This is a genomic window from Sphingobium sp. 15-1, assembly GCF_013375535.1.
Taxonomy (GTDB): Bacteria; Pseudomonadota; Alphaproteobacteria; order Sphingomonadales; family Sphingomonadaceae; genus Sphingobium; species Sphingobium aromaticivastans.
The window spans coordinates 1,548,346-1,573,966 of the sequence record NZ_JABXJG010000001.1; the positions used below are offsets into that span (position 1 = coordinate 1,548,346).

General features: G+C 64.7%; 23 protein-coding genes. 20 read left to right on the top strand and 3 right to left on the bottom strand.

Going from position 1 to position 25,621, the window contains the following annotated elements:
• Positions 1–45: 45 nt before the first annotated feature.
• From HUK72_RS07290 to HUK72_RS07345, 12 genes are all read left to right on the top strand, one after another.
• Positions 46–480 carry a MarR family winged helix-turn-helix transcriptional regulator gene (locus HUK72_RS07290; RefSeq protein WP_176596191.1) on the top strand — a complete coding sequence of 145 codons (435 nt, stop codon included), beginning with the start codon at positions 46–48 and terminating at the stop codon, positions 478–480.
• Between the two features lie 75 nt (positions 481–555).
• Positions 556–1,062: a 2Fe-2S iron-sulfur cluster-binding protein gene (locus tag HUK72_RS07295; RefSeq protein WP_176596192.1), complete on the top strand. Its 507-nt coding sequence runs from the start codon at positions 556–558 to the stop codon at positions 1,060–1,062.
• On the top strand, positions 1,059–2,045 hold the full coding sequence (locus HUK72_RS07300; protein ID WP_176596193.1) for a xanthine dehydrogenase family protein subunit M: 987 nt from the start codon (positions 1,059–1,061) through the stop codon (positions 2,043–2,045). Before HUK72_RS07295 ends, HUK72_RS07300 begins: the two co-directional genes overlap by 4 nt.
• On the top strand, positions 2,042–4,357 hold the full coding sequence (locus HUK72_RS07305; RefSeq protein ID WP_176596194.1) for a xanthine dehydrogenase family protein molybdopterin-binding subunit: 2,316 nt from the start codon (positions 2,042–2,044) through the stop codon (positions 4,355–4,357). Before HUK72_RS07300 ends, HUK72_RS07305 begins: the two co-directional genes overlap by 4 nt.
• Positions 4,358–4,590: 233 nt before the next feature.
• Positions 4,591–5,289 (top strand): tetratricopeptide repeat protein, encoded by a 699-nt coding sequence (locus HUK72_RS07310; protein ID WP_176596195.1) that lies wholly within the window; start codon positions 4,591–4,593, stop codon positions 5,287–5,289.
• Positions 5,286–8,090, top strand: a complete 2,805-nt coding sequence (locus HUK72_RS07315) for a response regulator (RefSeq protein ID WP_176596196.1) — start codon at positions 5,286–5,288, stop codon at positions 8,088–8,090. The genes HUK72_RS07310 and HUK72_RS07315 overlap by 4 nt, the downstream gene beginning before the upstream one ends.
• Positions 8,087–8,464, top strand: coding sequence for an Hpt domain-containing protein (locus tag HUK72_RS07320; RefSeq protein ID WP_176596197.1), 378 nt, complete (start codon positions 8,087–8,089; stop codon positions 8,462–8,464). Before HUK72_RS07315 ends, HUK72_RS07320 begins: the two co-directional genes overlap by 4 nt.
• A gap of 16 nt (positions 8,465–8,480) precedes the next feature.
• Complete coding sequence (locus tag HUK72_RS07325; protein WP_176596198.1) at positions 8,481–10,130, top strand: Glu/Leu/Phe/Val dehydrogenase dimerization domain-containing protein; 1,650 nt, start codon at positions 8,481–8,483, stop codon at positions 10,128–10,130.
• A gap of 92 nt (positions 10,131–10,222) precedes the next feature.
• Positions 10,223–11,392: a DNA glycosylase AlkZ-like family protein gene (locus tag HUK72_RS07330; RefSeq protein ID WP_336950541.1), complete on the top strand. Its 1,170-nt coding sequence runs from the start codon at positions 10,223–10,225 to the stop codon at positions 11,390–11,392.
• A gap of 119 nt (positions 11,393–11,511) precedes the next feature.
• Positions 11,512–11,835 carry a hypothetical protein gene (locus HUK72_RS07335; protein WP_176596199.1) on the top strand — a complete coding sequence of 108 codons (324 nt, stop codon included), beginning with the start codon at positions 11,512–11,514 and terminating at the stop codon, positions 11,833–11,835.
• Between the two features lie 119 nt (positions 11,836–11,954).
• A complete protein-coding gene (locus HUK72_RS07340) occupies positions 11,955–13,004 on the top strand; it encodes an NADP(H)-dependent aldo-keto reductase (RefSeq protein WP_176596200.1) in 1,050 nt (349 codons plus the stop codon).
• A 155-nt stretch (positions 13,005–13,159) separates the two neighbouring features.
• The gene (locus HUK72_RS07345) at positions 13,160–15,307 is read left to right on the top strand and encodes a TonB-dependent receptor (protein WP_176596201.1); all 2,148 of its coding nucleotides are present in this window, start codon (positions 13,160–13,162) and stop codon (positions 15,305–15,307) included.
• 52 nt (positions 15,308–15,359) lie between these two features.
• On the opposite strand, the gene HUK72_RS07350 is transcribed toward HUK72_RS07345, so the two are convergent.
• The gene (locus tag HUK72_RS07350; RefSeq protein WP_218035923.1) at positions 15,360–15,761 is read right to left on the bottom strand and encodes a ketosteroid isomerase-related protein; all 402 of its coding nucleotides are present in this window, start codon (positions 15,759–15,761) and stop codon (positions 15,360–15,362) included.
• Positions 15,762–15,876: 115 nt separating this feature from the next.
• On the bottom strand, positions 15,877–16,752 hold the full coding sequence (locus tag HUK72_RS07355; RefSeq protein WP_176596203.1) for a LysR family transcriptional regulator: 876 nt from the start codon (positions 16,750–16,752) through the stop codon (positions 15,877–15,879).
• A 76-nt stretch (positions 16,753–16,828) separates the two neighbouring features.
• Here HUK72_RS07355 and HUK72_RS07360 point away from each other — a divergent pair, with 76 nt between their 5' ends.
• The 3 genes from HUK72_RS07360 to HUK72_RS07370 all read left to right on the top strand — a co-directional run bounded on the left by HUK72_RS07360 (position 16,829) and on the right by HUK72_RS07370 (position 18,864).
• Positions 16,829–17,800 carry a bile acid:sodium symporter family protein gene (locus HUK72_RS07360; RefSeq protein ID WP_176596204.1) on the top strand — a complete coding sequence of 324 codons (972 nt, stop codon included), beginning with the start codon at positions 16,829–16,831 and terminating at the stop codon, positions 17,798–17,800.
• A gap of 35 nt (positions 17,801–17,835) precedes the next feature.
• Positions 17,836–18,156 (top strand): hypothetical protein, encoded by a 321-nt coding sequence (locus tag HUK72_RS07365; RefSeq protein WP_176596205.1) that lies wholly within the window; start codon positions 17,836–17,838, stop codon positions 18,154–18,156.
• A 291-nt stretch (positions 18,157–18,447) separates the two neighbouring features.
• Positions 18,448–18,864: a hypothetical protein gene (locus HUK72_RS07370; protein WP_176596206.1), complete on the top strand. Its 417-nt coding sequence runs from the start codon at positions 18,448–18,450 to the stop codon at positions 18,862–18,864.
• A gap of 143 nt (positions 18,865–19,007) precedes the next feature.
• On the opposite strand, the gene HUK72_RS07375 is transcribed toward HUK72_RS07370, so the two are convergent.
• Positions 19,008–19,202 (bottom strand): hypothetical protein, encoded by a 195-nt coding sequence (locus HUK72_RS07375; protein ID WP_176596207.1) that lies wholly within the window; start codon positions 19,200–19,202, stop codon positions 19,008–19,010.
• A 33-nt stretch (positions 19,203–19,235) separates the two neighbouring features.
• Between HUK72_RS07375 and HUK72_RS07380 the strand changes: the two genes are divergently transcribed.
• The 5 genes from HUK72_RS07380 (at position 19,236) to HUK72_RS07400 (ending at position 25,617) form a co-directional block, all read left to right on the top strand.
• On the top strand, positions 19,236–19,652 hold the full coding sequence (locus tag HUK72_RS07380; RefSeq protein ID WP_176596208.1) for a hypothetical protein: 417 nt from the start codon (positions 19,236–19,238) through the stop codon (positions 19,650–19,652).
• Positions 19,653–20,275: 623 nt separating this feature from the next.
• Positions 20,276–21,202 (top strand): LysR family transcriptional regulator, encoded by a 927-nt coding sequence (locus tag HUK72_RS07385; protein WP_176596209.1) that lies wholly within the window; start codon positions 20,276–20,278, stop codon positions 21,200–21,202.
• A gap of 123 nt (positions 21,203–21,325) precedes the next feature.
• A complete protein-coding gene (locus tag HUK72_RS07390; protein WP_176596210.1) occupies positions 21,326–23,470 on the top strand; it encodes a TonB-dependent receptor in 2,145 nt (714 codons plus the stop codon).
• Positions 23,471–23,485: 15 nt separating this feature from the next.
• Positions 23,486–24,475, top strand: a complete 990-nt coding sequence (locus HUK72_RS07395; protein WP_176596211.1) for a VOC family protein — start codon at positions 23,486–23,488, stop codon at positions 24,473–24,475.
• Positions 24,476–24,477: 2 nt separating this feature from the next.
• Positions 24,478–25,617, top strand: a complete 1,140-nt coding sequence (locus HUK72_RS07400) for an FAD-dependent monooxygenase (protein ID WP_176596212.1) — start codon at positions 24,478–24,480, stop codon at positions 25,615–25,617.
• The last annotated feature ends 4 nt before the right edge of the window (positions 25,618–25,621 follow it).

The following is a 25,621-nucleotide window of genomic DNA, read 5'->3' on the forward strand; positions in this document are numbered from 1 at the left end:
CTTTGCTATGATAGGCACAGTCCTTCCCACTGCGAACGCGTGCTCATGACCGAACCTACCCAGACCCAAGTCGAACAGCTAACCCAGGCATTCGGCAAATTCACGCGGCGCTTCAAGGTCGCTGAGGAGGCGACAGCGGCGGAAAATGCGCTCAATCCGCTCGATGCGCAGACGCTGATCTATGTCCGGGACCATCCCGGCTGCGGCTTGAGCGACGTCGCCCGCTATCTCAACGTCGCGATCACCACCATGTCGTCGGCCATCGACCGGCTGGTGCGAAGGGCGCTGATCGAACGCCGCCGTCCGGAGGATGACCGCCGCTCGGTCGCCCTGAGCGCGACGGACAAGGGCGAAACCGTGGTGAACGATCATATCGCGGCCTATCGGGAAACCTCCCGCTGGATGCTCCGGGCGCTGGACAGGGAGGAGCAGGAGCAATTGATCCGCCTGACGGAAAAGATGGCGTCGAGCGAAGCTTGAATAATACGAAATTCGTAGTATCTCTGCCCAGGCTGCTTTTCCTGCGTGGGCGCCGAAACCGATCGGAGATGCGCGATGGCGATTATGATCAACGGTTCCGATTACCCCTTGCCCGTCGATGCGCGGGTTTCCCTGCTCGATTTGCTGCGCGACCGGCTTGGGCTCACCGGCACGAAGCTGGGGTGCAATCAGGGCGCTTGCGGTGCTTGCACGGTGCTGGTCGACGGCCAGCGCATCCTGTCCTGCCTCACCCTGGCCGTGCAGGTCGACGGCCGGGAGGTCCGCACCATCGAGGGACTGGCGCAGCCGGACGGCGGACTCCATCCCTTGCAGCAAGCCTTCATCCGCCACGACGGATTGCAGTGCGGCTATTGCACGCCGGGCCAGATCTGTTCGGCCCTGGCCATGCTGGAGGAAGCCGGACGGGGCGACCCCAGTCATGTGACGGCCGATCTTTCGACGGCCCCTCGCCTCACGCGTGAGGAAATCCGGGAGCGCATGAGCGGCAATCTCTGCCGGTGCGGCGCGCATAACGGGATCATCGAGGCGATCGAGGATTATAGGACGGGGGCGAACGCATGACCCCCTTTTCCTATGGGCGCGCCGTGGATGTCGCGGATGCGATGCGGCGGGGCGCGGACGGCGCGGGGCGCTTCCTGGGCGGCGGCACCAATCTGGTCGACCTGATGCGGCAGAATGTGGAGAAGCCCGGCGCGCTGGTCGATCTTACCGGCTTGCCCGCCGCCATCGAGGAAATGCCGGACCGCGGGCTGCTGATCGGCGCGTCGGTGCGCAACGGCGCGCTGGCCGCGCATCCGGCCGTGCGAACGCGCTATCCGCTGCTGTCGCGGGCGCTGCTGTCAGGCGCCTCGGCCCAGATCCGGAACATGGCGACGGTCGGCGGCAATATCCTGCAACGCACGCGCTGCGCCTATTTCTACGATCCGGAAGGCGCCCGCTGCAACAAGCGACAGCCCGGCAGCGGATGCGACGCCATCGGCGGCTTCACCCGCTACCATGCGATACTGGGCGGTTCCGACCAGTGCGTGGCGACCCATCCGTCCGACATGTGCGTGGCGCTGGCGGCGATCGGCGCGGAGGTGCAGGTCATGGGCGCGGGTGGCGAAAGGACGATCCCCATCGTCGATTTTCACCGCTTGCCGAGCGACCGGCCCGATCTGGAAACCGTGCTGGAGCCGGGCGACCTCATCACCGCCATCCGCCTGCCGCCGCTGCCGGCCGCCGTCCATTCGGCCTATCGCAAGGTGCGGGACCGTTCGAGCTATGCTTTCGCCCTGGTCTCGGTCGCCGCCATTCTCGACGTGCAAGACGGCGCGATCGAGACCGTCCGTCTGGCATTGGGCGGCGTGGCGCCCAAGCCCTGGCGCGCGGCCAGGGCCGAAGCGGTGCTGCGCGGGCGCGCTCCGTCCGACGCGGCGTTCCGCGAGGCGGCCGACGCCGAACTGGCCGAGGCGCGGACATTGCCGGGCAACGCGTTCAAGCCCGACCTGCTCAGGCGCACGGTGATCGCGGTCCTTGGCGAATTGGCGGAGAAACGGGCATGAGCAAGCTGCAAAACGCCATCGTCGGCGGGGTTCGCGCGGTGCTGGGCCAGGTTCCCGCCGGATGGCTGCCCGGCGGCAAGCCCGACCCCCTGATCGAAAGGCGCGTGACGCTGGGCACGCAGCAGCCGCGCCTGGACGGGCCTGAAAAGGTCAGGGGCGCCGCCCGCTTTGCCGCCGAAATACCTTTGGACGGCCTGCTGTTCGCGGCGTTCGTCCATTCGACGATCGCCCGCGGCACGATCACGCGCCTCGACGTCGCCGCTGCTGAGGCCGCGCCCGGCGTGCGGCTTGTGATGACGCACCATAATGCGCCCGAAATGGCGGTGCCGCCGCCAATCGGCCTCACCAATCTGAAAGCGGCCGGCAACAATATCCTGCCCGTGATGCAGGACGCCGCGATCCGCTGGAACGGGCAAGTCGTCGCGGTCGTGCTGGCCGACACGCAGGAAGAGGCCGATCATGCCGCCACCCTTGTGACGGTCGCCTATCAGCCCTCCCCCGCCCGCACGCGCTTCGACGACGGCAAGGCCAAAGCGAAAACCCCGGCTTCCATTCTGATCGAGAAGAATCCGGTCGCCGTCGGGGATGCCGAAGCGGCGCTTGCCCAGGCGACGTACAAGGTCGATTCCGTCTATCGCACGCCCTGGCAGAATCACAATCCGATCGAGCCGAACGCAGCCACGGTCCTGTGGGACGGCGACCCGCTTCTGGTCCATGACGCGACGCAGATGATCCACGCGACGGCCATATCCCTCGCCAGGATTTTCGGCATCAAGGAGGATCAGATCCGCGTCCTGTCCCCCTTCGTGGGCGGCGGTTTCGGCAGCAAGGGACTGTGGGACCATCAGATATTGGCGATAGCGGCGGCCCGGCTGGCAAAACGTCCGGTCAGGATCATGCTGTCGCGCAAGTCCATCCACCGGCTGATCGGCGGACGCTCCGCCACCGAACAGCGTTTCGCGCTGGGCGCGGACGCCGACGGCAAGCTGAAAGCGATCATCCATAGCGGCTATTCCGTAAAGCCCGGGCACAGCGTCTGCGACGAGCAGTTCAGCTTGACGGGCCGCACGCTCTATGCCGCCGAAACCTTCAAGATCGAGCAGCGCCATATCGATCTGGATCTGCTCGCCAACAGCTTCATGCGCGCGCCGGGGGAAGCGGTTGGCACCTTCGCCCTCGAAAGCGCGATGGACGAGCTGGCGCATGCGATGAACATCGACCCCATCGAACTGCGGCGGCGCAATGTCGCGCATCGCGCGCCCTTGTCCGGCGCCCCGCATTCGCAGAGCGACATGATGCAGGCCTATGCCATGGGAGCCGAGCGTTTCGGCTGGGACCGGCGATCGGCGGAGCCTGGGACACAGCGGGACGGCGAATGGCTGATCGGCATGGGCTGCGCCAGCGGCACCTTTCCCTATGCCCGCATGCCCGGCATGGCGGCGCGGATCACCATCAACGCCAGCGGCCAGGCGACGGTCGCCAGCGCCGCTCATGAAATGGGCATGGGCACGACGACGGTGCAGCGTCAGCATGCCGCGGACCGGCTGGGCCTGCCGCTGGAAAGCGTCATGGTGGAGATCGGGGATTCCAGCCTGCCCTTCGGCAGCATGGCCGGCGGTTCGTCCCAGACGGCATCGCTTGGTGCGGCGATCAGCGCCGCAAGCGCGAAACTCATCCCGGACCTGATCCGGCTGGCGGGCAATGACACGCCGCTTGCGGGCCTGAGAGCGGCCGAGGTCGAGGCGGCCGATGGCGGCCTGCGCAAGATCGGTGACCCGTCGCGTCACGAAAGCTATGCCTCGATCCTGCGCCGGGCGGGGCGGAAAAGCGTGAGCGCAACCGGCCAGAGCGGGCCGCCGCTGGAAATGCTGAAATTCGCGATGCACAGCACTTCCGCGATTTTCTGCGAGGTCAGGGTCAGCCGGGTGACGGGCGAGGTGCGGGTGTCGCGGATCGTCGGCGCCTTCGATTGCGGCCGCATCCTCAACCCGCAGACGGCCGCCAGTCAGTTTCGCGGCGGGATCATCATGGGCCTGGGCCTTGCGTTGAGCGAGGAAACGCTGCTCGACGAACGCAGCGGGCGGATCATGAGCGGTTCGCTGGCCGACTATCATATCCCGGTTCATCTCGACGTACCGGAGATCGACGTGCTGTGGACCGACATCCCCGATCCGCGCGCGCCGATGGGTGCGCGCGGCATCGGGGAAATCGGCGTGGCGGGCGTCGCGGCGGCCGTTGCCAACGCCGTCTTCAACGCGACCGGCAAGCGCGTCCGCGACCTGCCGATCACGTTGGACAAGGTTCTGCCCTGACGCCTGACCGGCGGCTCCGCGACGGCGGACGCCCCCGGCCGGAGCGCTCTGAAAGGTCGAGCCTTTCCGGCCCATCTAGGCTAATATGGCCCCTGCTCGTCCATTTCTGGACTCGATCCGGCACGATATGCCGGAGAGGTGTCGTCATGCGGGGCCGGAGCGGAAAATCGGCACCCCAGGAAAGGGGGTCAGGCGCGTTGGCCGCCTTGGCCCCTTTTTGTCTCCGCAGAGCGGTGCTTTTCGGCCTGCTGTTTTGCGCCCTTCCATGCCTGGCGGGGCCTTTCGAGGATGCCGCCGCCGCTTACCGGCGCGGCGACTATGCCAACGCCCTGCGCCTGTTCCAGTCGCTGGCGGATGACGGCGATCCGCGCGCGCAGAACAGCCTGGGCCGCATGTATCTTCGCGGCCAGGGCGCGGGGCAGGATTATAAGGAAGCGATGAAATGGTTCCGCCGCGCCGCCGCGCTGGGCGTGGCCGACGCCCAGTTCAATCTGGGCGAGATCTACCTGCGCGAATTCGGCGTCGAGCAGGATCTGGTGGAAGCGGCGCGATGGTATACCAGGGCCGCCGAACAGGGGCATATCGGCGCGCAATTCACGCTGGCGGTCCTTTACATGATCGGCCGGGGCGTCACCAGGAACCAGCTAAAGGCCGTCTATTGGTTCGAGCGCGCCGCGTCCCAGGGCAATGCCGATGCGCAAGTGCAGCTCGGCTCGATCTACGGCGCCGGTCAGGGCGTGCCCCGCGATCCGGTGGCGGCCTATAAATGGTTCTCTTTGGGCCAGGCCAATGCCCGCACGCCCGCGCTCCGCGCCAAGGCCAACCAGAATATGGACCGCCTGTCCCGCGGCATGACCCAGGCGCAGATTGCGGAGGCGCAGCGTCAGGTTCGCGAATGGCAGCCGGTTCCCGCCAGGGGGGGCCAGTCATGAGCGAACCGGGGCCCCTTCCCTCCACCGTCTCGACCGGCTCCGGACGCTGGCTGAAGGGCGGCGTCAAATATTGGTTCGCCGTGATGGTCGGGATCGTCAGCCTGCTGCTGACGCTGGGCGTCTGGCAATGGCTCGCGATCGAGCAGGGCCGGTCGGCCGAGACCGAATTCACCTTGGAAGCCGAACAGCGCGCCGAAGGCATCAAGCGGCAATTCTTCTCCGAAACCAGCGTGATCCGGGCTCTGCTGGGCTATTATCAGGCATCCGAGGATGTCGCCCCGGATGAGTTCAAGGCCTTCGCCAAAGTCTATCTGACCGGCCTGTCCAGCCTCGATTCCGTCCAGTGGGTACCCTATGTCCCCCGCGGTAAGCGCCAGGATTGGGAAGCGAAGGGCGCGCACGCCAATGGCGGAACCTTCCGCTTCACCCAGATCAACGCCCGGGGCGGAACGATAGAGGCGGACCGGCGCGACGCCTATTTCCCAGCGCTCTACGCGGAATCCGCGATGGGCGGCGCGCCGGAGATGCCGGGCTTCGACTGGGGATCGGACCCGTTCGCGCGCGCGGCGATGCTGGCTGCCCGCGATAGCGGCGAAATCAGCGCCGCCGCCCATATCCGCCTGCCGCAAATGGGCGATGACGCCCCCCGCATCGCCGTGTTCGCCCCGATCTACGATGGCGGGGAGCAAATCGCCGTCGATCAGCGGCGCGCCCATCTCAAGGGCTTCGTGGTGGCCGTGCTGCGCATCGGGGACGTGATCCAGAGCGCGATCGACCTGATGCCCAGGAAGGGCGTGGACCTCTATCTGCTCGATTCCTCCGCCCCGGCGTCGCAGCGGGTGCTGCTGTCGGTCATGGCGCCCGGCAGCAAGACGAAGCGGCCGCCCGGCGCCGGTCCCGCCATGGATTCGGACCTGTTCCATTCCAGTTCCCTGGTCATCGGCAACAGCGTCTTCACCATCTACAGCGCGGCGACCGACGCCTATGGCGACAAGCGGGGCGCGACCACGCCCATCATCGCGCTCGTCGGGGGCATGGCCGTCACGCTGATCCTGTTCATCTACCTCGTCTCGCTCGCAAACCAGCGGGCGCGCACCGAACAGGTGGTGGCGCAGCGCACGGCGGAGCTGCGCGGCGTCAACATGCGGCTGGAGGAGCGTACGATCCAGTTGGAGGAATCCGAGACGGAATTGCGCACGGCCAAGAACCGGGCGGAGGAAGCCACCCGCGCCAAGAGCCAGTTCCTTGCCAATATGAGCCATGAGATCCGCACCCCCATGAACGGCGTGATCGGCGCGGCGGAATTGCTGAGCGATACAAGGCTGACCGCGTCGCAGCGCGAATATCTCTCCATGATCACGCAATCGGCGGACGCGCTGCTCCACCTGATCAACGACATTCTCGACTTTTCGAAGATCGAGGCGGGGCGGCTGGAACTGGAGCATGTCGCCTTCAGCCTGCGCGACGAGCTGGCCGACACTTTGCAGGCCTTTGCCGGGCGGGCGACCGAAAAGGGGATCGAACTCGCCTGCCATGTCGGGTTCGGCGTCCCGGACGCGCTGGAGGGTGACCCGCACCGGCTGCGGCAGGTGGTGATCAACCTTGTCGGCAACGCGCTGCGCTTCACCGAGCGGGGGGAGGTCGTCATGGACGTGGCGGTCGAAGAGACGGCGGATGAGCAGATTCGGCTGCACTTCGCGGTCAGCGACACCGGCCCCGGCATCGCGCCGGACAAGCGGAAACTGATCTTCGAGGCCTTTTCCCAGGCCGACACCTCCTTCACCCGCCGCTTCGGCGGCACTGGCCTTGGCCTCACCATCGCCTCGCAACTGGTGCAGCTCATGGGTGGGCGGCTGGAACTGGACAGCAGCGTCGGCCGGGGCAGCGTCTTCCATTTCACCATCCCCTTCGCGCTGGCGCAGGGCGAACCGGCGAGCGAGCCCGCCGAACCGCCCTCGCTGCACGGCCTGCCTGTCCTGATCGTCGACGACAACGCCACCAACCGCCGCATATTGGACGAGATGATCCGTGGCTGGGGCATGAAGCCGCTGGTGGTGGAGAGCGGCCCCAAGGCGCTGACCGCGCTGCGCAACGCGGCGGGGATCGGCCGACCGCTGCGGCTGGTGCTGCTCGACATGATGATGCCGGACATGGACGGCTTTGCCGTCGCGAAGGAAATCGCCCGGGGCAAGGAAGCCGACCGGCCGGCGGTGATCATGCTCTCCTCCGCGCAGAAGGACGAGATGACCCGCCGCACCGGGGCGATCGGCATCGGCGCCTTCCTGCTGAAGCCCGTGCGCCAGTCCGAACTGCTGGAAACCATATTCGCCGTGCTGAAGGTGACGGTCAGCGAAGAACCGGTCCTGCCGGAGCCTGCGCGGGACGACCGCCCGTCGCTGCATGTGCTGGTGGCGGAGGATAATGCCGTCAACCAGCGCCTCGCGCTCCGCCTGCTGGAAAAGCGGGGACATAGGGTGAAGATCGTCGGTGACGGCGCCCAGGCGGTGGAGGCTCTGGCGCAGGAGAGTTTCGACGTGGTGCTGATGGACGTGCAGATGCCGGAAATGGACGGATTCCAGGCCACCGCCGCCATTCGTGAACGGGAACGCGGCACCGGGGAACATATGCCCATCGTGGCGATGACGGCGCATGCGATGCGCGGCGACCGCGAACGCTGCCTGGAGGCGGGGATGGACGACTATATTTCCAAGCCGCTACGGGCGGAGGATTTTTACGAGGTTGTGGAGGGGCGGTTCGCCAGCGCGGCGAAGCCCCATAGCGAGGAAGGGTCCGGGCCATGAGCACGCTTCTTGATTGGACCAAGGCGCTGCAAAATGCCGATGGGGATGAGGCTTTGCTGATCGAACTGGCGGGCGTCTTCATCGACGAATGTCCGGAGATGATGCGGCAGGTCCGCGCCGCGATCGACGGCAGGGACGCGCAGGAACTTCGGCGCACCGCGCACAGCCTGAAAGGGTCGGCGCATCTCTTCGCCGCGTCGGAGGCGGGGGCCGCCGCCTTCCGCCTGGAGGAAATGGGCGCGGACAGCAATTTCCGGGACGTGGAAGACGGCTGGAACCTGTTGCGCTTCGAAGTGGAAGGCTTGCTGACCGAGCTGATCGCGCACGTCGGCAACCGCAATTCGGATGAGACCCAAGATAGGCAAAACTCGTGAAATGGGGTGAAAGGTCATGACGCACAAACGCATCACCGTCCTGCTGGTCGAGGATAATCCGGTCTATTCGCGGCTGATCGAGAAACTGCTTGGCCGATCCGACAATCCGGTGTTCGAAACCGTGATCGCTGGCACGCTGGAACAGGGGCTGGAACGGCTGGCCGTGGGCGGGATCGATGTCGTCCTGCTCGACCTGATGCTGCCGGACAGCACGGCGCTCGACACTTTCTACCGCGTCCGGGCGCACGACATGCAGACCCCGATCATCGTCCAGAGCGCGATGGACGATGTGGGCCTGGCCAGCAAGGCGGTGGAAGGCGGGGCGGAGGATTATCTGCTGAAGGACGGCATCAACAGCGCGACGCTGGTTCGGTCGATCCATTATGCCATGGAACGGACCCATGCGCGCGGGGCGGAATGGTCGTCGGCCATGCTGCACCTCGCCCAGCAGCAATTTCTGAAGGCCGCCCACATCGCCGGGCTGGACCCCAATATCCGGCAGCGCCTGCTGTTCCCCGAACGGACGCAGATCGCCGCCCTGCCCTTCAAGCGCGACGGCATCGACCAGGTCGAAACCGTCTTCGCCTATCGGGTGCAGCATGTGCTGACCATGGGGCCGACCAAGGGCGGCCTGCGCTATCATCCCGACGTCAGCCTGGGCGAAGTCGCCGCGCTTTCCATGTGGATGACCTGGAAATGCGCGCTCGCCAAATTGCCTTTCGGTGGGGCCAAGGGCGGGGTCCGGGTCGATCCCGGCGCGCTCAGCAAGGACGAGCTGGAACGGCTGACCCGCCGCTACACCTCCGAATTCATTGGCATGATCGGGCCGGACAAGGATATTCCCGCGCCCGACATGGGCACCGACGCGCAGGTCATGGCCTGGATCATGGACACTTATAGCGAGCATGTCGGCTATTCCGTCCCATCCGTCGTGACGGGCAAGCCGGTGGTGCTGGGCGGATCGCTGGGCCGTCATGAGGCGACGGGACGGGGCCTCGCCTATCTGGTGAGCGAGACCTGCCGCCAGATCGGCCTGGACCTCAACGGCGCGACCGCCGTGGTGCAGGGGTTCGGCAATGTCGGCATGCACGCCGCCACCTTCCTGGCCGAAGCCGGGGTGAAGATCATCGGCATCAGCGACGTCAGCGCGGCGCTGCACAATCCCAAGGGGCTGCCGATCGATCTCCTCAAAAACCATGTCCGCCAGCACAAGCAGCTTTTCGGCTGTCCTTATGGTGAGATCATCCCCAGCCGCGACCTGCTGGAACTGCATTGCGACATATTGGCGCCCTGCGCCTTGCAGAACCAGATCACCGCCGAAAACAGCTCGCGCATCAATTGCCGCATCGTGGCGGAGGGCGCCAACGGCCCCACGACGCTGGAGGCGGACGACATGCTCCAGGCGCGGGGCATCATCGTGCTGCCCGACATATTGGCCAATGCGGGCGGCGTCATCGTGTCCTATTTCGAATGGGTGCAGGGCCTTCAGAACCTGACCTGGCCGCTGGAGGAGATCAACATGCGCATGCGCGACATATTGACCGACGCGCTGGCCCGCACGCAGCGGCGGGCGCAGGCGGAGAAGGTCGACCTGCGCACCGCCGCCATGATCGAGGCGCTGAGCCGCGTGGGCGCGGCCAATCATCTGCGCGGCCTGTTCCCCTGAGCGACGGCGCCAGCTTGCCGGATCTGGGATTGGGACGATGGCCGCAAGGCAAGATGCTTGCCACCGCCAGCAGCGCTCTTTAGCCTGCGCCAGTGACGAAGATCGAGCGTATCGGAATGCCGCTGGCGAGGCGCATCGCCCTGTCGGCCCAGGGCTTTGGCGCCAGGCGCGGCGAAGCCGCCCGGCCCATCCATCTCCAGCGAATATTGGACCGGCTGCACCTGCATCAGATCGACAGCGTCAATGTCCTGGCCCGCGCCCATTATCTGCCGGCATTTTCGCGGCTGGGCGCCTATGACCGCGCCGATCTCGACAGGCTGGCCTGGGGTACGGGCCAGCGGCGGAAGCTGTTCGAATATTGGGCGCATGAGGCATCCCTTCTGCCCTTCGCCATGCACCCCTTGCTGCGCTGGCGCATGGCGCAGGCCGATCGCGGCGAGGCGGGATGGGGCCGGATGCGCCTCTATGCGACGGAGCGGCGGGCGGAGGCGATGGCGCTGCTCGACCGCATCAGGGTGGACGGCCCTTTAGCGACATCGGACTTCGAAGCGCATAAGGGGCAGTCGGGCTGGTGGGAATGGAGCGACACCAAGCGGACGCTCGAATGGCTTTTCTGGGCAGGGCACATCACGACAGCCACCCGCCGCCGCAGTTTCGAGCGGGTCTATGACCTGACCGAGCGGGTCATTCCGGACAATATCCTCTCTCTGCCCACCCCGACCGAGGCCGAGGCCCACCGCGCCCTGATCGAGCGCGCGGCGGCGGCGCACGGCATCGCGACCGAACGCGAGCTGCGCGACTATTTCCGCCAATCGCCCGAGGAAGCGCGCCCCGCCATCCATGCGCTTGCCGAGGAGGGCGTGCTGATCCCGGTGGAGGTGCCCGGCTGGCGACATGCCTGGCTGCACCGCGATGCCCGCCGCCCACGGCGGATCGAGGCGCAGGCCCTGCTCGCGCCGTTCGACCCGCTGATCTGGGAGCGCGACCGGGCCGAGCGGCTTTTCGGCTTCCGCTATCGGATAGAAATCTATGTTCCGGCGGAAAAGCGGCTGCATGGCTATTATGTGCTGCCCTTCCTGCTGGGCGACCAGTTGGTGGCGCGGGTCGACCTGAAGGCGGATCGCCAGGCGTCGCGGCTGATCGTGCAATCTCTCCACCTCGAACCCGATGCCCCCGGTCATAGCCGTGACGCCCTGCGGTCCGAACTGGCGAGCATGGCGGATTGGCTGGGGTTGGATGCCGTCCATTCGCCGTCGACATGATCTGCCGGTCGCCGCGCCGTGACTTGGCGCGCACGCCGCTTCCCAACTCGTCGCAAATCGGTTGCCTTGCATCGGCCGACTGGGGAATAGCGGTTGGGAGAAAATAGGGGACGCTGTTCATGAAGCTTGGTTCGTTCATTTGCGCCGTGATGATGGGCGCGTCGTTCTTGCCGGGTGTAGCGCTGGCCGACGATCCGAACGATCCCACGATGCGCAGCGCCGCGGCGCGGGCGCGCGACAGCGCGATCATCAAGCGCATGAACCAGCAGCAGCTCGCCTATGTGCGCCAGCGCGACGCCAGGAACAGGCAGAGCTATCGCGTGCGGCAAAGCGATCGCGACGCCTATGCCGAAGCCCGCGCCGATTATGCCCGCGAGATGGCGGCCTGGCGCCGCGCAGTGGCCGCCTGCAATGCGGGCCGCTGGGAATATTGCGACAACTGAACCGGCCGCGCCGTCGGCGCACTTCAAAGCAGCCGCGCTCAACGCTCTATGAAATTATCTTGAGTGACCCGCCTTCGTCAGCCGTTATGGAGGGGCCGAAATCTGGATAGGGATCGGCCATGGAATATCGCATATTGGGACGCACCGGGATCAGGGTCAGCCTGATCTGCCTGGGCACCATGACCTGGGGTTCGCAGAATAGCGAGGCGGAGGCGCATACGCAGCTCGACCATGCCTTTGGCGAGGGCGTCAATTTCATCGACACCGCCGAAGCCTATCCGGTTACTCCGGTATCCCGCGAAACGCAGTTCCTGACCGAAACCTATATCGGCAACTGGATCGCTGGCCGTGGACGCCGCGAAGACATCGTTCTGGCCACCAAGGTCGCCGGTCCCACCCGCGATCCGGTGCGGGAATTTCGCGGCGGCGACAACCGGCTCGACCGCCGCAATATCATGCAGGCGGTGGAGGACAGTCTGCGCCGGCTGCGCACCGACTATATCGATCTGTACCAGGTGCATTGGCCCGACCGGCCCGTGCCTGCCTTCGGGGTGCGCGGGCTGACCCGGCTGGCCGACACGGCGGAGACGGTTCCGATCGAGGAAACGCTGGGCGCGCTGGCCGATCTGGTGCGCGCCGGCAAGATCCGCCATTTCGGCGTCTCCAACGAAACGCCGTGGGGCGTGTCGGAATATCTGCGCCTGTCGCGGGAGAGGGAGCTGCCGCGCCTCGCATCGATCCAGAACGCCTATAATCTGCTCAACCGCACCTTCGAATATGGCTTGTCGGAATTCGCGCTGCGCGAACAGGTGTCGCTGCTCGCTTATTCCCCTCTGGCGGGCGGCAATCTCACCGGCAAATATCTGGGCGGGCAAATCCCCAGGGGATCGCGCCGCGACGTCAGCCGCCAGTTCGTGCGCTACGACCTGCCCAGCCAGGCGACGGCGTCGGCCCGCTATGTCGCCATCGCGCAGGCCCATGGGCTGGACCCGGCGCAACTGGCGCTGGCCTTCGTCAACAGCCGGCCCTTCGTCACCTCCACGATCATCGGCGCGACGTCGCTGGACCAGCTCAAGATCGACATCGGCAGCGTCCGCGTCCAACTGGAAGAGGATGCGCTGGCCGCGATCGAAGCGATCCATCGCGACCTTCCCGACCCCTGTCCCTGAGCCCCATCAAGCAGGCCATTATTTGAGCGGCGCGTCGATCGTGAAGCGCCGCTCAACAGTTTGACAAAAGCCATAGGTGGCCGTCCAATACGCGTTGGTCCTTGGCGCATATCCCTTCCAAAGCCCCTTCCACAAAATAATCCGAAGGGGGCAATATGCACATCAACCGTCTGCTGTTCTGCAATGTCGCGCTGTTCGCGATCGCCGCCGCCACTCCCGTGCTGGCCGAAGAGGCGCCGGCCGCCGAGGATAGCGCGGCGAGCGGAGAGATCATCGTCACCGCCGAACGCCGCGCAACCGATCTTCAAAAGACCGCCATCGCCATTTCCGCCTTCACGCCGGACCGGCTGGAGGAACGCAACATCAGCAACGTCCGCGATCTGGCCGGACAGGTGCCCAATCTGTTCGTCTCCCGCGCCTCGATCAGCCACACGACCCAGACCTTCTCGCTGCGCGGCGTGGGGGAGAGCGATCCGATCCAGGAACCAGTGCTGGCCGTCTATGTCGACGATGTCTATGTGCCCCGCCAGATCGGATCGATGAGCGAATTTGTCGATCTGGAGCGGGTCGAGCTGCTGCGCGGGCCGCAGGGCACGCTGTACGGCCGCAACAGCAGCGCCGGCGCGCTGCGCATCATCACCCGCGATCCCGACGACACCACCCATGTCACCGCCGAACTGGGCTATGGCAGCTTCAACGATGTGCAGGCGCGGGCGCTGGTCAGCGGGCCGATCGTCAGCAACGCGCTGTCGGGCAGCATCAGCTATATCCACCGCTCGCGCGATGGCGTGACCTATGACCCGACGCTGGGCCATGACGTGAACCGCATCGATCTGGACGGCTGGCGTGGCAAGCTGCGCTTCACCGGGATAGAGGGGCTGGACGCGCTGCTCACGGTCAACGTCACCCGCGACCGCAGCGACAGCCGATCCTATGTGCCGGTCAACCAGCCCACCCCCTTCAGCCGCCGCCGCTCCTATTCGGAGGTCGAGCCGCTCCAGCATCTCAACGCGCAAAGCGGTTCGCTGCGGCTGGTCTACACCCTCTCCCCCGCCCTTTCGATCAAATCGATCACGGCGGTCGGGGGCTTCAACCTCAATCCCGTCTATTATGATAATGACGGCGAGGCGGCGCTGATCCAGAAGAACCTCATCCATTATAATGACAAGTTCTTGAGCCAGGAGGTGCAACTGAACGGCGAGTTCGGTGATGTGAGCTTCACCAGCGGCCTCTTCTACCTCCACGAACGCTTTTTCGTCGAACGCGACGGCTTCAGCCGCACCGGCGCCGTGGCCACTGCCCCCGTCAGCAGGCTGCGGGCGCACAATATCACCTATACCGACGCCTATGCCGTCTTCGGCGAAGGCACCTGGAAGGCGACCGACATATTCAGCCTGACCGCGGGCGTGCGCGGCACGATCGAGAAGAAGCGCTTCGTCTTCGACAATAAGGTGATCGACAATAACCGCAATGTGGTGTCCCAGTCGATCGCCGGGGAGGCGGACAAGACATGGCATGCGATCACGCCAAAATTGTCGTTGCAGGCGCAATGGACGCCCAATCTGCTGCAATATCTGACCTTGTCGCGCGGGTTCAAATCGGGTGGCTTCGACAATCGCGCAACCCGGCTCGACCTCGCCACCCTGCCTTATGATCCCGAGAAGGTGACGACTTATGAAGGCGGCCTGAAAGCGACGCTGTTCGGCAGCGCGCTGCGCAGCAATCTTGCCGTCTTCTACAATGACTATAAGGATCTTCAGGTCTCCTTCTACGATCCCGCCTATGTCGGCTCGCGGCGCGGCAATGCGGGCAAGGCCCATAGCTGGGGCGTCGAGCTGGAAAATGAGCTGCGCCTGTCGGATCGTTTCAGCGTCCAGGCGTCGGGCGGCTATCTGAAGGCGATCTACGACGACTATAAGGGCGCGGGCGGCGCAGGCGTGAATGCGGACGACAACCCGCTGATCAATGCGCCCAAATATTCGCTGTCGGGCGGCGCGACCTATGACCTGCCGCTGGGCGCGAGCGGCAGCCATCTGCGCCTGTCCGCCAATGCCCAATATCAAAGCGGCTTCTATTCGAACGCGCTGGCCCGTCCGCAGGACCATGTGCCGGGCCAGAGCTTCGTCAACGGATCGGTCAACTGGGTCCTGCCCGACGAGCGGTTCCAGATCGGCGTGCAGGCCAGGAACATATTGGGCGCCGACAAGCCGGTCGGTTCCACCTACATTCCCTCGACCGGCGTCTATTATAAAAATTACGCCGATCCGGCGACCGTGCTGTTCAACGTCCAGTTCGCCTATTGACGCCCGGCGGGCCTGGGATGAGGATCAGGACCGCTGATCCTCATCGCCTGCATCAGCCCGCCTTCACCTGGTCCAGCCAATCGACCAGGTTGTAATGGTTGCTGACCCGCGCGATCAGGCCGTCGCGCAACACGAAAAAGGCGCCCACGCGCAAGCGGTAATGCTGGCCGGAAGCAGCAGGCAGATCGGAATCGGTCTCCAGATATTGCCCCTTCAGCATGAATTCGGCCGCCGCCCGCTGTCCGTCGGCGGAGACCATGAAGACCGGATCGATGACCTCTTCCTTGTAGCAGCGGTTCATATGATCCAGGAAATCGGCAAAGGCCGCCTTCCCTTCCCGCACCGCGCCCTGCGACGGTTCGTGGACGACATCCTGCGTCAGCAGGGCAAGCATGGCCGCGCTATCGCCTTCGTTGAAAGCCGCATAATAGCGGCGGAGTAGATCTGCACTCATATCGCTCATCTTCCGGTACCAGGTTCATCCGCAAGCCATCCCGTCCGGCCATGCGACATTTGGCGGGCGGGAACAGCCGCCCTCCCTCGCCCGAAGGGCCACGCCGCGTCAACGGCTATCGTGACGCGACCGGGCTCCGCTTGTGCCGCAGCAGCGATCCGTTCGTCTTGATCATCTCGACCAGCGTGCGCGCCGGGTCGCGCTTGGCCATTTGGCCTATCAGGATCACGAACTCGACATCGTCGAGCGGCGGCAGTCGGTCGTCGCGCAATTCGACAAGTCCGTCGGGCAACAGCGAACGGGCATGCGGCGCAACGCCCAACCCGGCCGCCACGGCAGCATGGATGCCGCTCTGGCTTTCGCTGGTGCAGATCAGGCGCCAGGGCCTGCCCGCTTCTCCCAGAGCTTCCAGCGCGCTCGTGCGCGTGATCGCCGGCGGCGCCAGGACGACCAGCGGTACCGGCAAGTCGTGGTCCAGGCGGAAATCGGCCGCCGCCATCCAGATCAACGGCTCCTGCCAGATCAGTTCGCCGGCCCCGCCGCCCCTGCGCCGCTTGATGAACGCGAAATCCAGCTCGCCCAGGGCGAACCGGTCGCGCAGCACTTCGCTGAGACCGACGGTCAGTTCGAGGACCACCTTGGGATGCTCCGCCGTGAACTGCCTCAGCAAATGCGGCAACCCCGCGAGCACGATGTCCTCCGAAACGCCAAGCCGGATTCGGCCCTGGAGATCGCCCCGGGCAAAATGACGCAGCGCCCGGTCCTGGGTTTCGAGTATCGCGGTGGCAAAGCCGATCATCGCTTCGCCGTCGCTGCTCAGGGCAACCGAATGGGTATCCCGGACGAACAGGCGGACGCCGCTCGCCGCTTCCAGCTTTCGCACATGCTCGCTGACGGTCGACTGGCGCGTGCCCAGAAGCGCGGCGGCCTGTGTAAAGCTCAATGTCCGCGCCACGAGGACGAAGCTGCGCAGCCAAAGAGGATCGAACATGGAAATTCCAATTTCCGATAACTGTTACCATGGAAAGCGGGATTTACAATAACAAGCATCGCCGTATCTATGCCTGATGCAAAAGATTCTGCGCTTCCTCGATCCCTATATCGGCCTCATGATCGCCACCGTGGCGCTGGCGGCGCTGCTGCCCGCGCGCGGCATGGGCGCGCAGATCGCCGGGGCCGTGGCCGACGGGGGCATCGTCCTCCTCTTCTTCCTCTACGGCGTGCGCATCTCTCCGCAGGCCGCGCTCGATGGCATGACGAACTGGCGGCTTCAGCTTGCGGTGCTGGGCTGCACCTTCCTGCTGTTTCCGGCTCTGGGCCTGATTGTCTACAAGCTGGCGCCGCCGGGGCTGTCCGGCGCCCTGCGCACCGGCATCCTGTTCCTGTGCCTGCTGCCCTCGACGGTGCAGTCGTCGATCGCCTTCACCTCGATCGCGCGGGGCAATGTGCCGGCGGCGCTGTGCGCGGCATCGGCATCGAACATCCTTGGCGTGTTCATCAGCCCGCTGCTCGCGGGCTGGCTGCTCCAGCATGGCGGGGTCGCACTGTCCTTCGACAATATCCTGGACATCGTCCTGCAACTGCTGGCGCCGTTCGCCGCCGGACAGGCGCTCCGCCCCTGGATCGGCAAATGGGTCCAGGATCACAAGGCCATCCTTGGCTATGTCGACCGCGGTTCGATATTGCTGATCATCTATGTCGCCTTTTCCAAGGGCATGGTCGACAATATCTGGACCGACATCGGCCTGACGGACATGGCCCTGCTGAGCAGCATTCTGGCCGGGCTGCTGGCGGCGGCGCTTGGCCTGACCTATGCCTTCGGGCGGAAGCTGATGCGGCTGGGCGTCGAGGATGAGATCGTGCTGCAATTTTGCGGGTCGAAAAAGTCCCTGGCCAGCGGCCTGCCGATGGCCACGGTCCTGTTCTCCGGACCGCAGCTTGGCCTGATCGTCCTGCCGCTCATGCTCTTCCACCAGTTGCAGCTCATCGTCTGCGCCGTTCTGGCGCGGCATTATGGCGCGCGCGCCACCAGCCGTTAGGCGGCGCCATCCCTCCTTCGGAACCGAAGACCTGAATGGATCGTCTATCCGCCATGGACGAAGCGGAAATGATTGAACGGCTGGCCCGCACGATCTGCAAGCAGCATGCTATACCGCCGGACGACCATCACGCCGATTTCGAAACCCAATGGCAGGCGGTGGCGCGCGATGCCAAGGGCCTGTTGATCACCATGCTCGACCCGACAGACGCCATGGCCCGCGCCGGAGCCGAAGCGGGCGACCTTGAACCCGGTCAGGCCCGTTCGATCTACCGGGCGATGATAGACGCGGCAGTGCGCGGCCGATCCAAGGAGAAGGGGAATGGCGAAGGGCAACCGGCTGAGCCATCGGCATGATCGGTCTTCATCCCAAAGGACGCAAATTGTCGGTGCAATAACCCGCACCTGAATGCCAATCTGGTAAGCTTCCACAGAGCTGTGCTGAAGAGCTGACGCGCGGCAGATGCAGTCCTGCGCTGACCGGCGCAAATCTGAACCAGGCAATACATGTCCGTTCATCCCCCGTTTATACGCGCCGGACCGACCCGAATGATGCGGCAGGGCGTTGAACTTGCTGCGTCTCCCTGCGCTTTCCTGTGATCCTCGTGCGCGGCGCGGGGGACAGCGAAATATCTTGAGGAGAGCATCATGCGATATGGAGTGATCATGGCATCCCTGGCCGCCGCCGGCCTGCTGGGAACAAGCGCCCTTGCCCAAACGACGGCTGGCGGCGGCGTAACCGCCTCCACGCCCGATGGTTCGGTGGCGGGCGGCGCCACCGCCGGCACCAATGATCGCGCACGCGACAAGCAGGACCGCAAGCGGCACGGCCGGGAAGACCGCCGCTCTCCCACGGCCAATTCCGCATCCACCTATGGATCGGGCACGATCTACACCGATCGTAACCGGGCGACCGGCGGCGTTTCGGCGGGCGGCTCCGCCAGCGGCACCGGCTCGCAAAGCACGTCGACATCGATCGACGCCTATGGATCGACCGACCGCAACGGCTCTACCGGAGAGGTCTATGGCGATTCGACGGCGGATTCCACCAATCCGGGCCGTTAATCCCCTTCCCACCTTTTGGGGACGGCATGCGGCGTCCCCAACAAAGGCATCATCATGGCCTATATCATCATGATAGCCGCGGTTGCGGCGGCGGTTCAGCCGACAGGCGAAACCTGCCGCCGCGTCCATATTTTTGCCGACGGTCATGTGGAGACGTCCGTGATTGCCGATGAAGGCCAGGGCGCCAGCGCCACCAGCGCCTCATCGGGCAAAAGCGCATCGTCCCACGTCTCGGCATCCTCCTCGTCGAGTGGAACTTCCTCGTCGAGCGCGATCAGCACGAGCGATGGAGAGCAGCGCTCCGTGACGATCACGCGCGGAGCGGAAGGGTGCCGCATCACGATCGACGAGCGACCCCACAGGAGAGAATGATGAAGCGACCTCTTTCACTCATGATCACGGCAGCGTTTCTGGCCAGCGCCAGCGCGGCCCCCGCGCAGACGAAGAGCGCCGGATCGCAATCTTCGACCCCGACGACCGGCGACGTATCAGCCGGAACCTATGGATCGGGCAGCACGGACGCGAACAGCGTCGGCGTATCCGGCGGCGGCACGGCCACGGCGGCCGATGGCGGAACCGCGACCACCGACTCGCGCGCGAAGTTCAACGACAATATGGCGCGCCAACGCTCCGTCGCCACGGCGCGCGATGACGATGAACGGGCGCGATCCATGACCAACACCCATGTCCGCAAGGATGGCGAGGTTCGATCGCGATCGATGTCGATCTACAAGGAACGTGGAGAAAAGCCGGTCATCGACCGCCAGACTTCGACGTCGGGTAATTGAGGAGAAGTATCTTCCCTACGAATTTCTTGGGCAGAGATTGAACCAATTATCCGTTGGCGAATTATTTCATCGACACCGTAGCAAAAACACTCCCCGCCTGCCCCGCAGGCGGGGCATTTTTGCTTATCAAGTCATTGGAAAATATGTAAATAATTTCACAATCTATATCCAACGATATATTTTCACGTAAAAATGCTGATGATTAAATAAAATGACAGGCTTTGCCTGTTTTGCGACCAACTGGCCTCACCCTTATAAAATAGGGTGAGGCTTTTTTTAACATGGATCAGCAATATTGCTTGGTCCCATGCAGATTAACATAAGTTCTAATATTTACCATTTTTCGAGTTATTCCAATAAAGCCACCATAAGCTGCCGACCGACTGTACGGGGAATCCACGAGCCGCACGCCGCATTCCTATCGCGACTTCGCATCCCCGATAGTCTCATCCGGGACGTCTGGCGGAAGCTTTGCAGATCATTGGCAGCGGCGAGAAGCGGCCCTCCGGTTCCCACGCAATGCCGCCTTGATCGCGCTGCAAACTTGAGGAACGCGCGAAGTCATGTACATGCTTGGCGGGACCGGGGGAGAGGCCAGCGGGAGAGGCCAGCGGGAGAGGAAAGTGCAACTCAGCCATTTTGATCTCAACCTGCTTCGCGCACTCGACATCCTGCTGACGGAACGCAATGTCACCCGCGCCGCCGAGCGGCTTTTCATCACGCAGCAGGCGGCCAGCAGCGCCTTGCAGCGGCTGCGGCGGCATTTTGACGATGAATTGCTCACGCGTGTCGGCCGGCATCTGGAACTGACGCCGCTGGCGCATTCCCTGGTCGTGCCCGTGCGCGAAGCTTTGCTCATGGTGCAGACGGCGCTCGACACGCGCCCGTATTTCGACCCCGCCACCGCCCGTTACGAATGCCGCATCGCCATGAGCGACTATTGCCTGCATGTCGTGCTGCCCCATCTGCTTCGCTATCTCACCGTCAATGCGCCGGGCGTCCAGTGCGCGGTGGAGCCGCTTACCCATGCCAGTTTCGAGCGGCTGGAAATGGGCGAGCTCGACTTCTGCCTGACGGCGCACGACCTTCGCCTCTACGGCTCGCACAGTCCCAGCAAGCACATTAGGCAAATGCCGGTGTTCCGCGACGACTTCGTCTGCGTGGCTGACCCGGAGCATGTCGACATTCTGAACGGCATGTCGCTTTCGGCCTATCGCAAGGCCCGGCACAACAAGGTCGAATTCGGCGCGGGCGTCCAGACCATCGTCGAACAGGCGTGGGCCGCGACCAAGACCCGCTTCGATATAGCGGCCAAGGTTCCCAATTTCGCCGCCCAACTGTTCATGCTGCCCGGCACGCCGCTTGTCGCGACCGCGCAGCGGCGGCTTGCGAACACGCTCGCGCCGCGCCTGGGCCTTGCGGTCGCTGAATGTCCGCTCAAGATCGAGCAGCTTCAGGAATTGCTGTTCTGGCACGAACGGACGGAGCAGGACCCTGGCCGCATCTTCATTCGGCAAGCGGTTGCCCAGATCACCAAGGAACTGGGCTGAAGGCCGTTTCAGAGGCACAAATATGATTTGTGCCAGACATCGGCCGATATAGTTTCTCAACGACCCCGGTGAGGCTCATGCTTTCCCTCACAAGACGCAAACAGCGTTCGTGAGGAGGGGAAGATGAAGCCATCCACTTATGTCCATTTTCTTGCCGGGGCGGCCATGCTCGCCTGGACCGGCACGGCTTGCGCCCAGTCGCGGGAAAGTGGCGAAGCCGCCGCCCCGGCGGACGCCGCCGACATCATCGTCACCGCGCAGAAGCGCTCTGAAAGCGTGCAGGATGTTCCCATCGCGGTCTCCGCGATCGGCGGCGCGGCGCTGGACCGCATGGGCATCAGCAATCCCTTGCAGCTTGGCGCGACGGTGCCGAACTTCAACCTTCAGACCAACAGCGGCGTCACCTATATCTATTTGCGCGGGGTCGGGAACAACTTCCTGGGCCTCGGCATCGACAGCAACGTCGCCTACCACGCCAACGGCGTCTACATCGCCCGCCCCCGTGCGCAGGTCGCCAGCTATTTCGACGTCGACCGGGTCGAGGTGGTGCGCGGACCGCAGGGCGACCTTTACGGCCGCAACGCCACGGGCGGGTCGATCAACATCATCAGCCGCAAGCCGACGCAGGATGTGAGCGCCAATCTGAGCGTCGATGTCGGCAATTACGGACTGGTGCAGGGCGAATTCGGCGTCGGCGGCGCGGTCGTTCCCGGCAAGATCGCCGTGCGCGCGGCGGCCTTCTTCATCGACCGCGGCGGCTATGGCAAGAATGAGGCGACCGGCAGGGACATCGACACCCGCAAGGAACAGGCCGCCCGCGTCACGCTGGAACTGACCCCCACGGAAAGATTGAGCGTCGAAGTCATCGCGGACTATTTCCACGCCAACGACAGCTTCGGCGTCGTGCATCAGGCGGGCGGCGCCCTGCCGGGCGTTCCCACCTATGCGGAGTCGCTGGGAAACCGGCCCGGCGACATCCGCAATGTCGTGGCGGGCCTCGCCCCCCGTCGCCGCGTGCGGGCCTGGGGGGTGCAGGGCACGGCCAATCTCGACCTGTCCGACACCGTCTCGCTCCGCTCCATCACCGCCTATCGCAAGTCGCGCTTCACCGCGCTTGACGAATTGATCGGCACCAATCCTTCGCAGGCCGCGATCAGCCAGCTCGAAGCGCAGCATCAATTCAGCGAAGAAGTCCAATTGCTCGCATCGGGCAACCGATGGGACTTCATCCTGGGCGGCTATTACTTCACGGAGAGCGTCGACGGCTTCATCAGCATCCCGCTCTATTTCGCGCCGGGCGCGCTGTTCGATCAGCGCGGGACAGGCGACACCAAGGCCTATGCCGCCTTCGCCCATGGATCGTGGGAATTTATCGATCGGCTGAAGCTCATCCTGGGCGCGCGCTACAGCCATGAAAAGCGCGGGTCCGAAGGCTCCTTCATCGCCGGTTTCGGCGCCATCCCGACCGGCGGCGACAAGAGCTTCAACGCCTTCACGCCCAAGGCGACGCTGCAATTCGAGCCGACCCGCGACCTCAGCATCTATGCGGGCATATCGAAGGGCTTCAAGAGCGGCGGCTTCACGATCGGTGTGCCCGGCCCCGGCACCGATCCGGAAACGCTGCTAAGCTATGAGGTAGGCATCAAGGCGCAATTGTTCGACCGCCGCCTGACCGCCAACATCGCGGCCTTCTGGTACGATTATAAGGATCTGGTCGTGACCAAGATCGTCGGCGCGTCGACGATCGACGAAAATGCCGCCAAGGCGACGATCAAGGGCATAGAGGCGGAGATCACGGCGCGGCCGACCGATCGACTGCGCATCGACCTGTCGGTGGGCCTGCTCGACGCGACCTATGACAGCTATCTCACGCCCGATCCGCTGAACCCCGGCGCGGGGCCGCAATCGCTGGCGGGCAATCGCCTGCCGGGATCGTCCAAATATACGGCGCGGGCGGGCGCGCAGTACGACATTCCCGTCGGCAATCGGGCGAAGGTGACGCTCAGCGGCGACGCCATGTTCTCCGGGAACATGTTCTTCGATCCCTATGAGCATCGGGCGGCGTACCAACCATCCTACGAGATCTACAATGCGTCGATCAGCTTCGACAGCGGCGCGGGCTGGAGCGTCACCGCCTGGGGCCGCAACCTGGCGAACAAGACGGTGATCTCCAACCAACTGATCTCCGCCGATTTCTGGGGCTACCCCCGGCTCACCTATCTGCGCGACCCGCGAACCTATGGCGTGTCGCTCAAGACCACCTTCTGACGACGGAGTGAAATAATGGCGATCACGGGCATCGAATCCCTGATCTATGGTGTGGAGAACATGGCCGAATCCATGCGTTTCTTCACGGATTTCGGCTTGCCGCTGGCGGAACAGGGGCAGGATTTCGCCCGGTTCGAGCTGGCCGAAGGGTCAAGCGTGGTGCTGCGCCACCGCGACGACCCGGCCCTCCCCAAAGGCGCGATAGAGGGCGACGGGGTGCGGCAGATCATCTGGGGCGTGGACGGCGCGCGGTCGCTGGAAGCGCTGGCCACGGGCCTTGCCCTGGACAGGGAGGTACGCCGCGACGAGACCGGCGCCCTGTTCTTCGACACGCCGTTCGGCATCCCGATGGGATTGCGCGTCTTCAACCGCCAGCCGGTGGTCTATGCGCCCGATCCGGTCAATGCGCCGGGCCGCGTCAACCGCCTGAACCAGCATCGCAAATGGCGCGAGCGGGCACGCCCGAAGGTGATCAACCACTCCGTCTGGGCGGTGCCGGATTATGAAGCGGGCTATGCATTTCTGCGCGACCGGCTGAACTTCCGGCTGTCCGACCATCAATGCCATTTCGGCATGTATCTGCGCGCCGACGGGTCGAACAATCATCACAGCATCCTGCTGCTGAACGCCAGCGCCCCCTTTCCGGGCATGGACGGCAAGGTGCGCTTCCATCACGCCAATTTCGGGGTCGAGGATATTGACGAGATCATGATCGGCGCCAACCATATGGCGCGCAAGGGCTGGGAACCTTCCCATCTGGGGCTGGGCCGCCATCGCATCGACAGCGCGCTCTTCTACTACCTCCCCTGCCCCGCCGGCGGAGAGGCGGAATATGGCGCGGACTCCGACTATGTCGACGACAATTGGGTGCCGCGCGAATGGGTGACGCCGCTCTTCGCCTTCTCTCATTTCGTGCATAATCTGCCGCCCTTCCTGAAGGACGAGCCAAGCTGGAACATCCGGTATCTGACCGAAGAAGCGCCGCGCATCGCGGGGGGAGAATAAGGATGGGCGCGATCGCCAAAGCACTTGTCATCGGCGGCGGCATCGGCGGCCTGGTCGCCGCCCGCGCCTTGCGGCAACAGGGCATCGCCGTCGATCTGATCGAACGGGAAGCGGCCTGGACCGTCTATGGCGTGGGCATCATACAGCCCAACAACGCCTTGCGCGCGCTCGACCGGATCGGCCTGGCGCAACGCTGTCTCGAACAGGGCGGCGCCTTCGACAACTGGCGCATCCACGACGCCGCCGGCCATGTGCTGGCGGACCCGCCGGGACATAATGAGGCCGCACCGCATCTGCCGCCCAACAATGGCATCACGCGTCCGAAACTGCACGACATTCTGATCGCCGGAGCGCGGGAGGCGGGCGCCGGCATCCGGATGGGGACGGTCGCGACGGCGCTGCATGACGATGGCGAAGGCGTGGACGTGACCTTCAGCGACGGCGAGACGCGCCGCTACGATCTCGTCATCGGCTATGACGGCGTATTCTCCGAAACGCGTCGCCTGCTCTTTGGGGAGACATGGCAACCGCGCTTCAACGGCCAGGGCGTGTGGCGCTATAATTTCGAGCGGACCGCCGATGTCGACACCGGCATGGTGTTTTTCGGGCCGGATACCAAGGTCGGGCTGGTACCGATGTCACCGACGCGGATGTACATGTTCATCGTGACGGCAGAAGCCGACAACCGCTGGTATGACGGCCCCTCCGCGGCGGAGGAGATGCGCTCGCGCCTGCGCGGCTATAGCGGCCCGGTCGAGCGGCTGTCGCATCTGATCACCGATCCTGCCGGCGTCGTCTACCGGCCGATGATGAATGTCCTGGTGAAGCAAGCCTGGCACAAGGGACGCATTCTGATCGCGGGCGACGCGGCCCATTCCACCACGCCGCATCTGGCCCAGGGGGCCGCCATGGCGATCGAGGACGCGGTCCTGCTGGCGGAATTGCTGGGCGGGTCCGCGCCGCTCGACGAAGCGCTCGACGGCTTCATGCGGCGCCGCTTCGACCGGGTGAAATATGTCGTCGACACTTGCGACCAGCTCGCGGCCTGGGAGCTGGAGGAATGGAGCGGCGTCCACAATCCCGGCGCCGATCAGGGCGGATTGCTGCACAATGCGACCGTCGCCCTGATGGCCGACTATTGAGGGG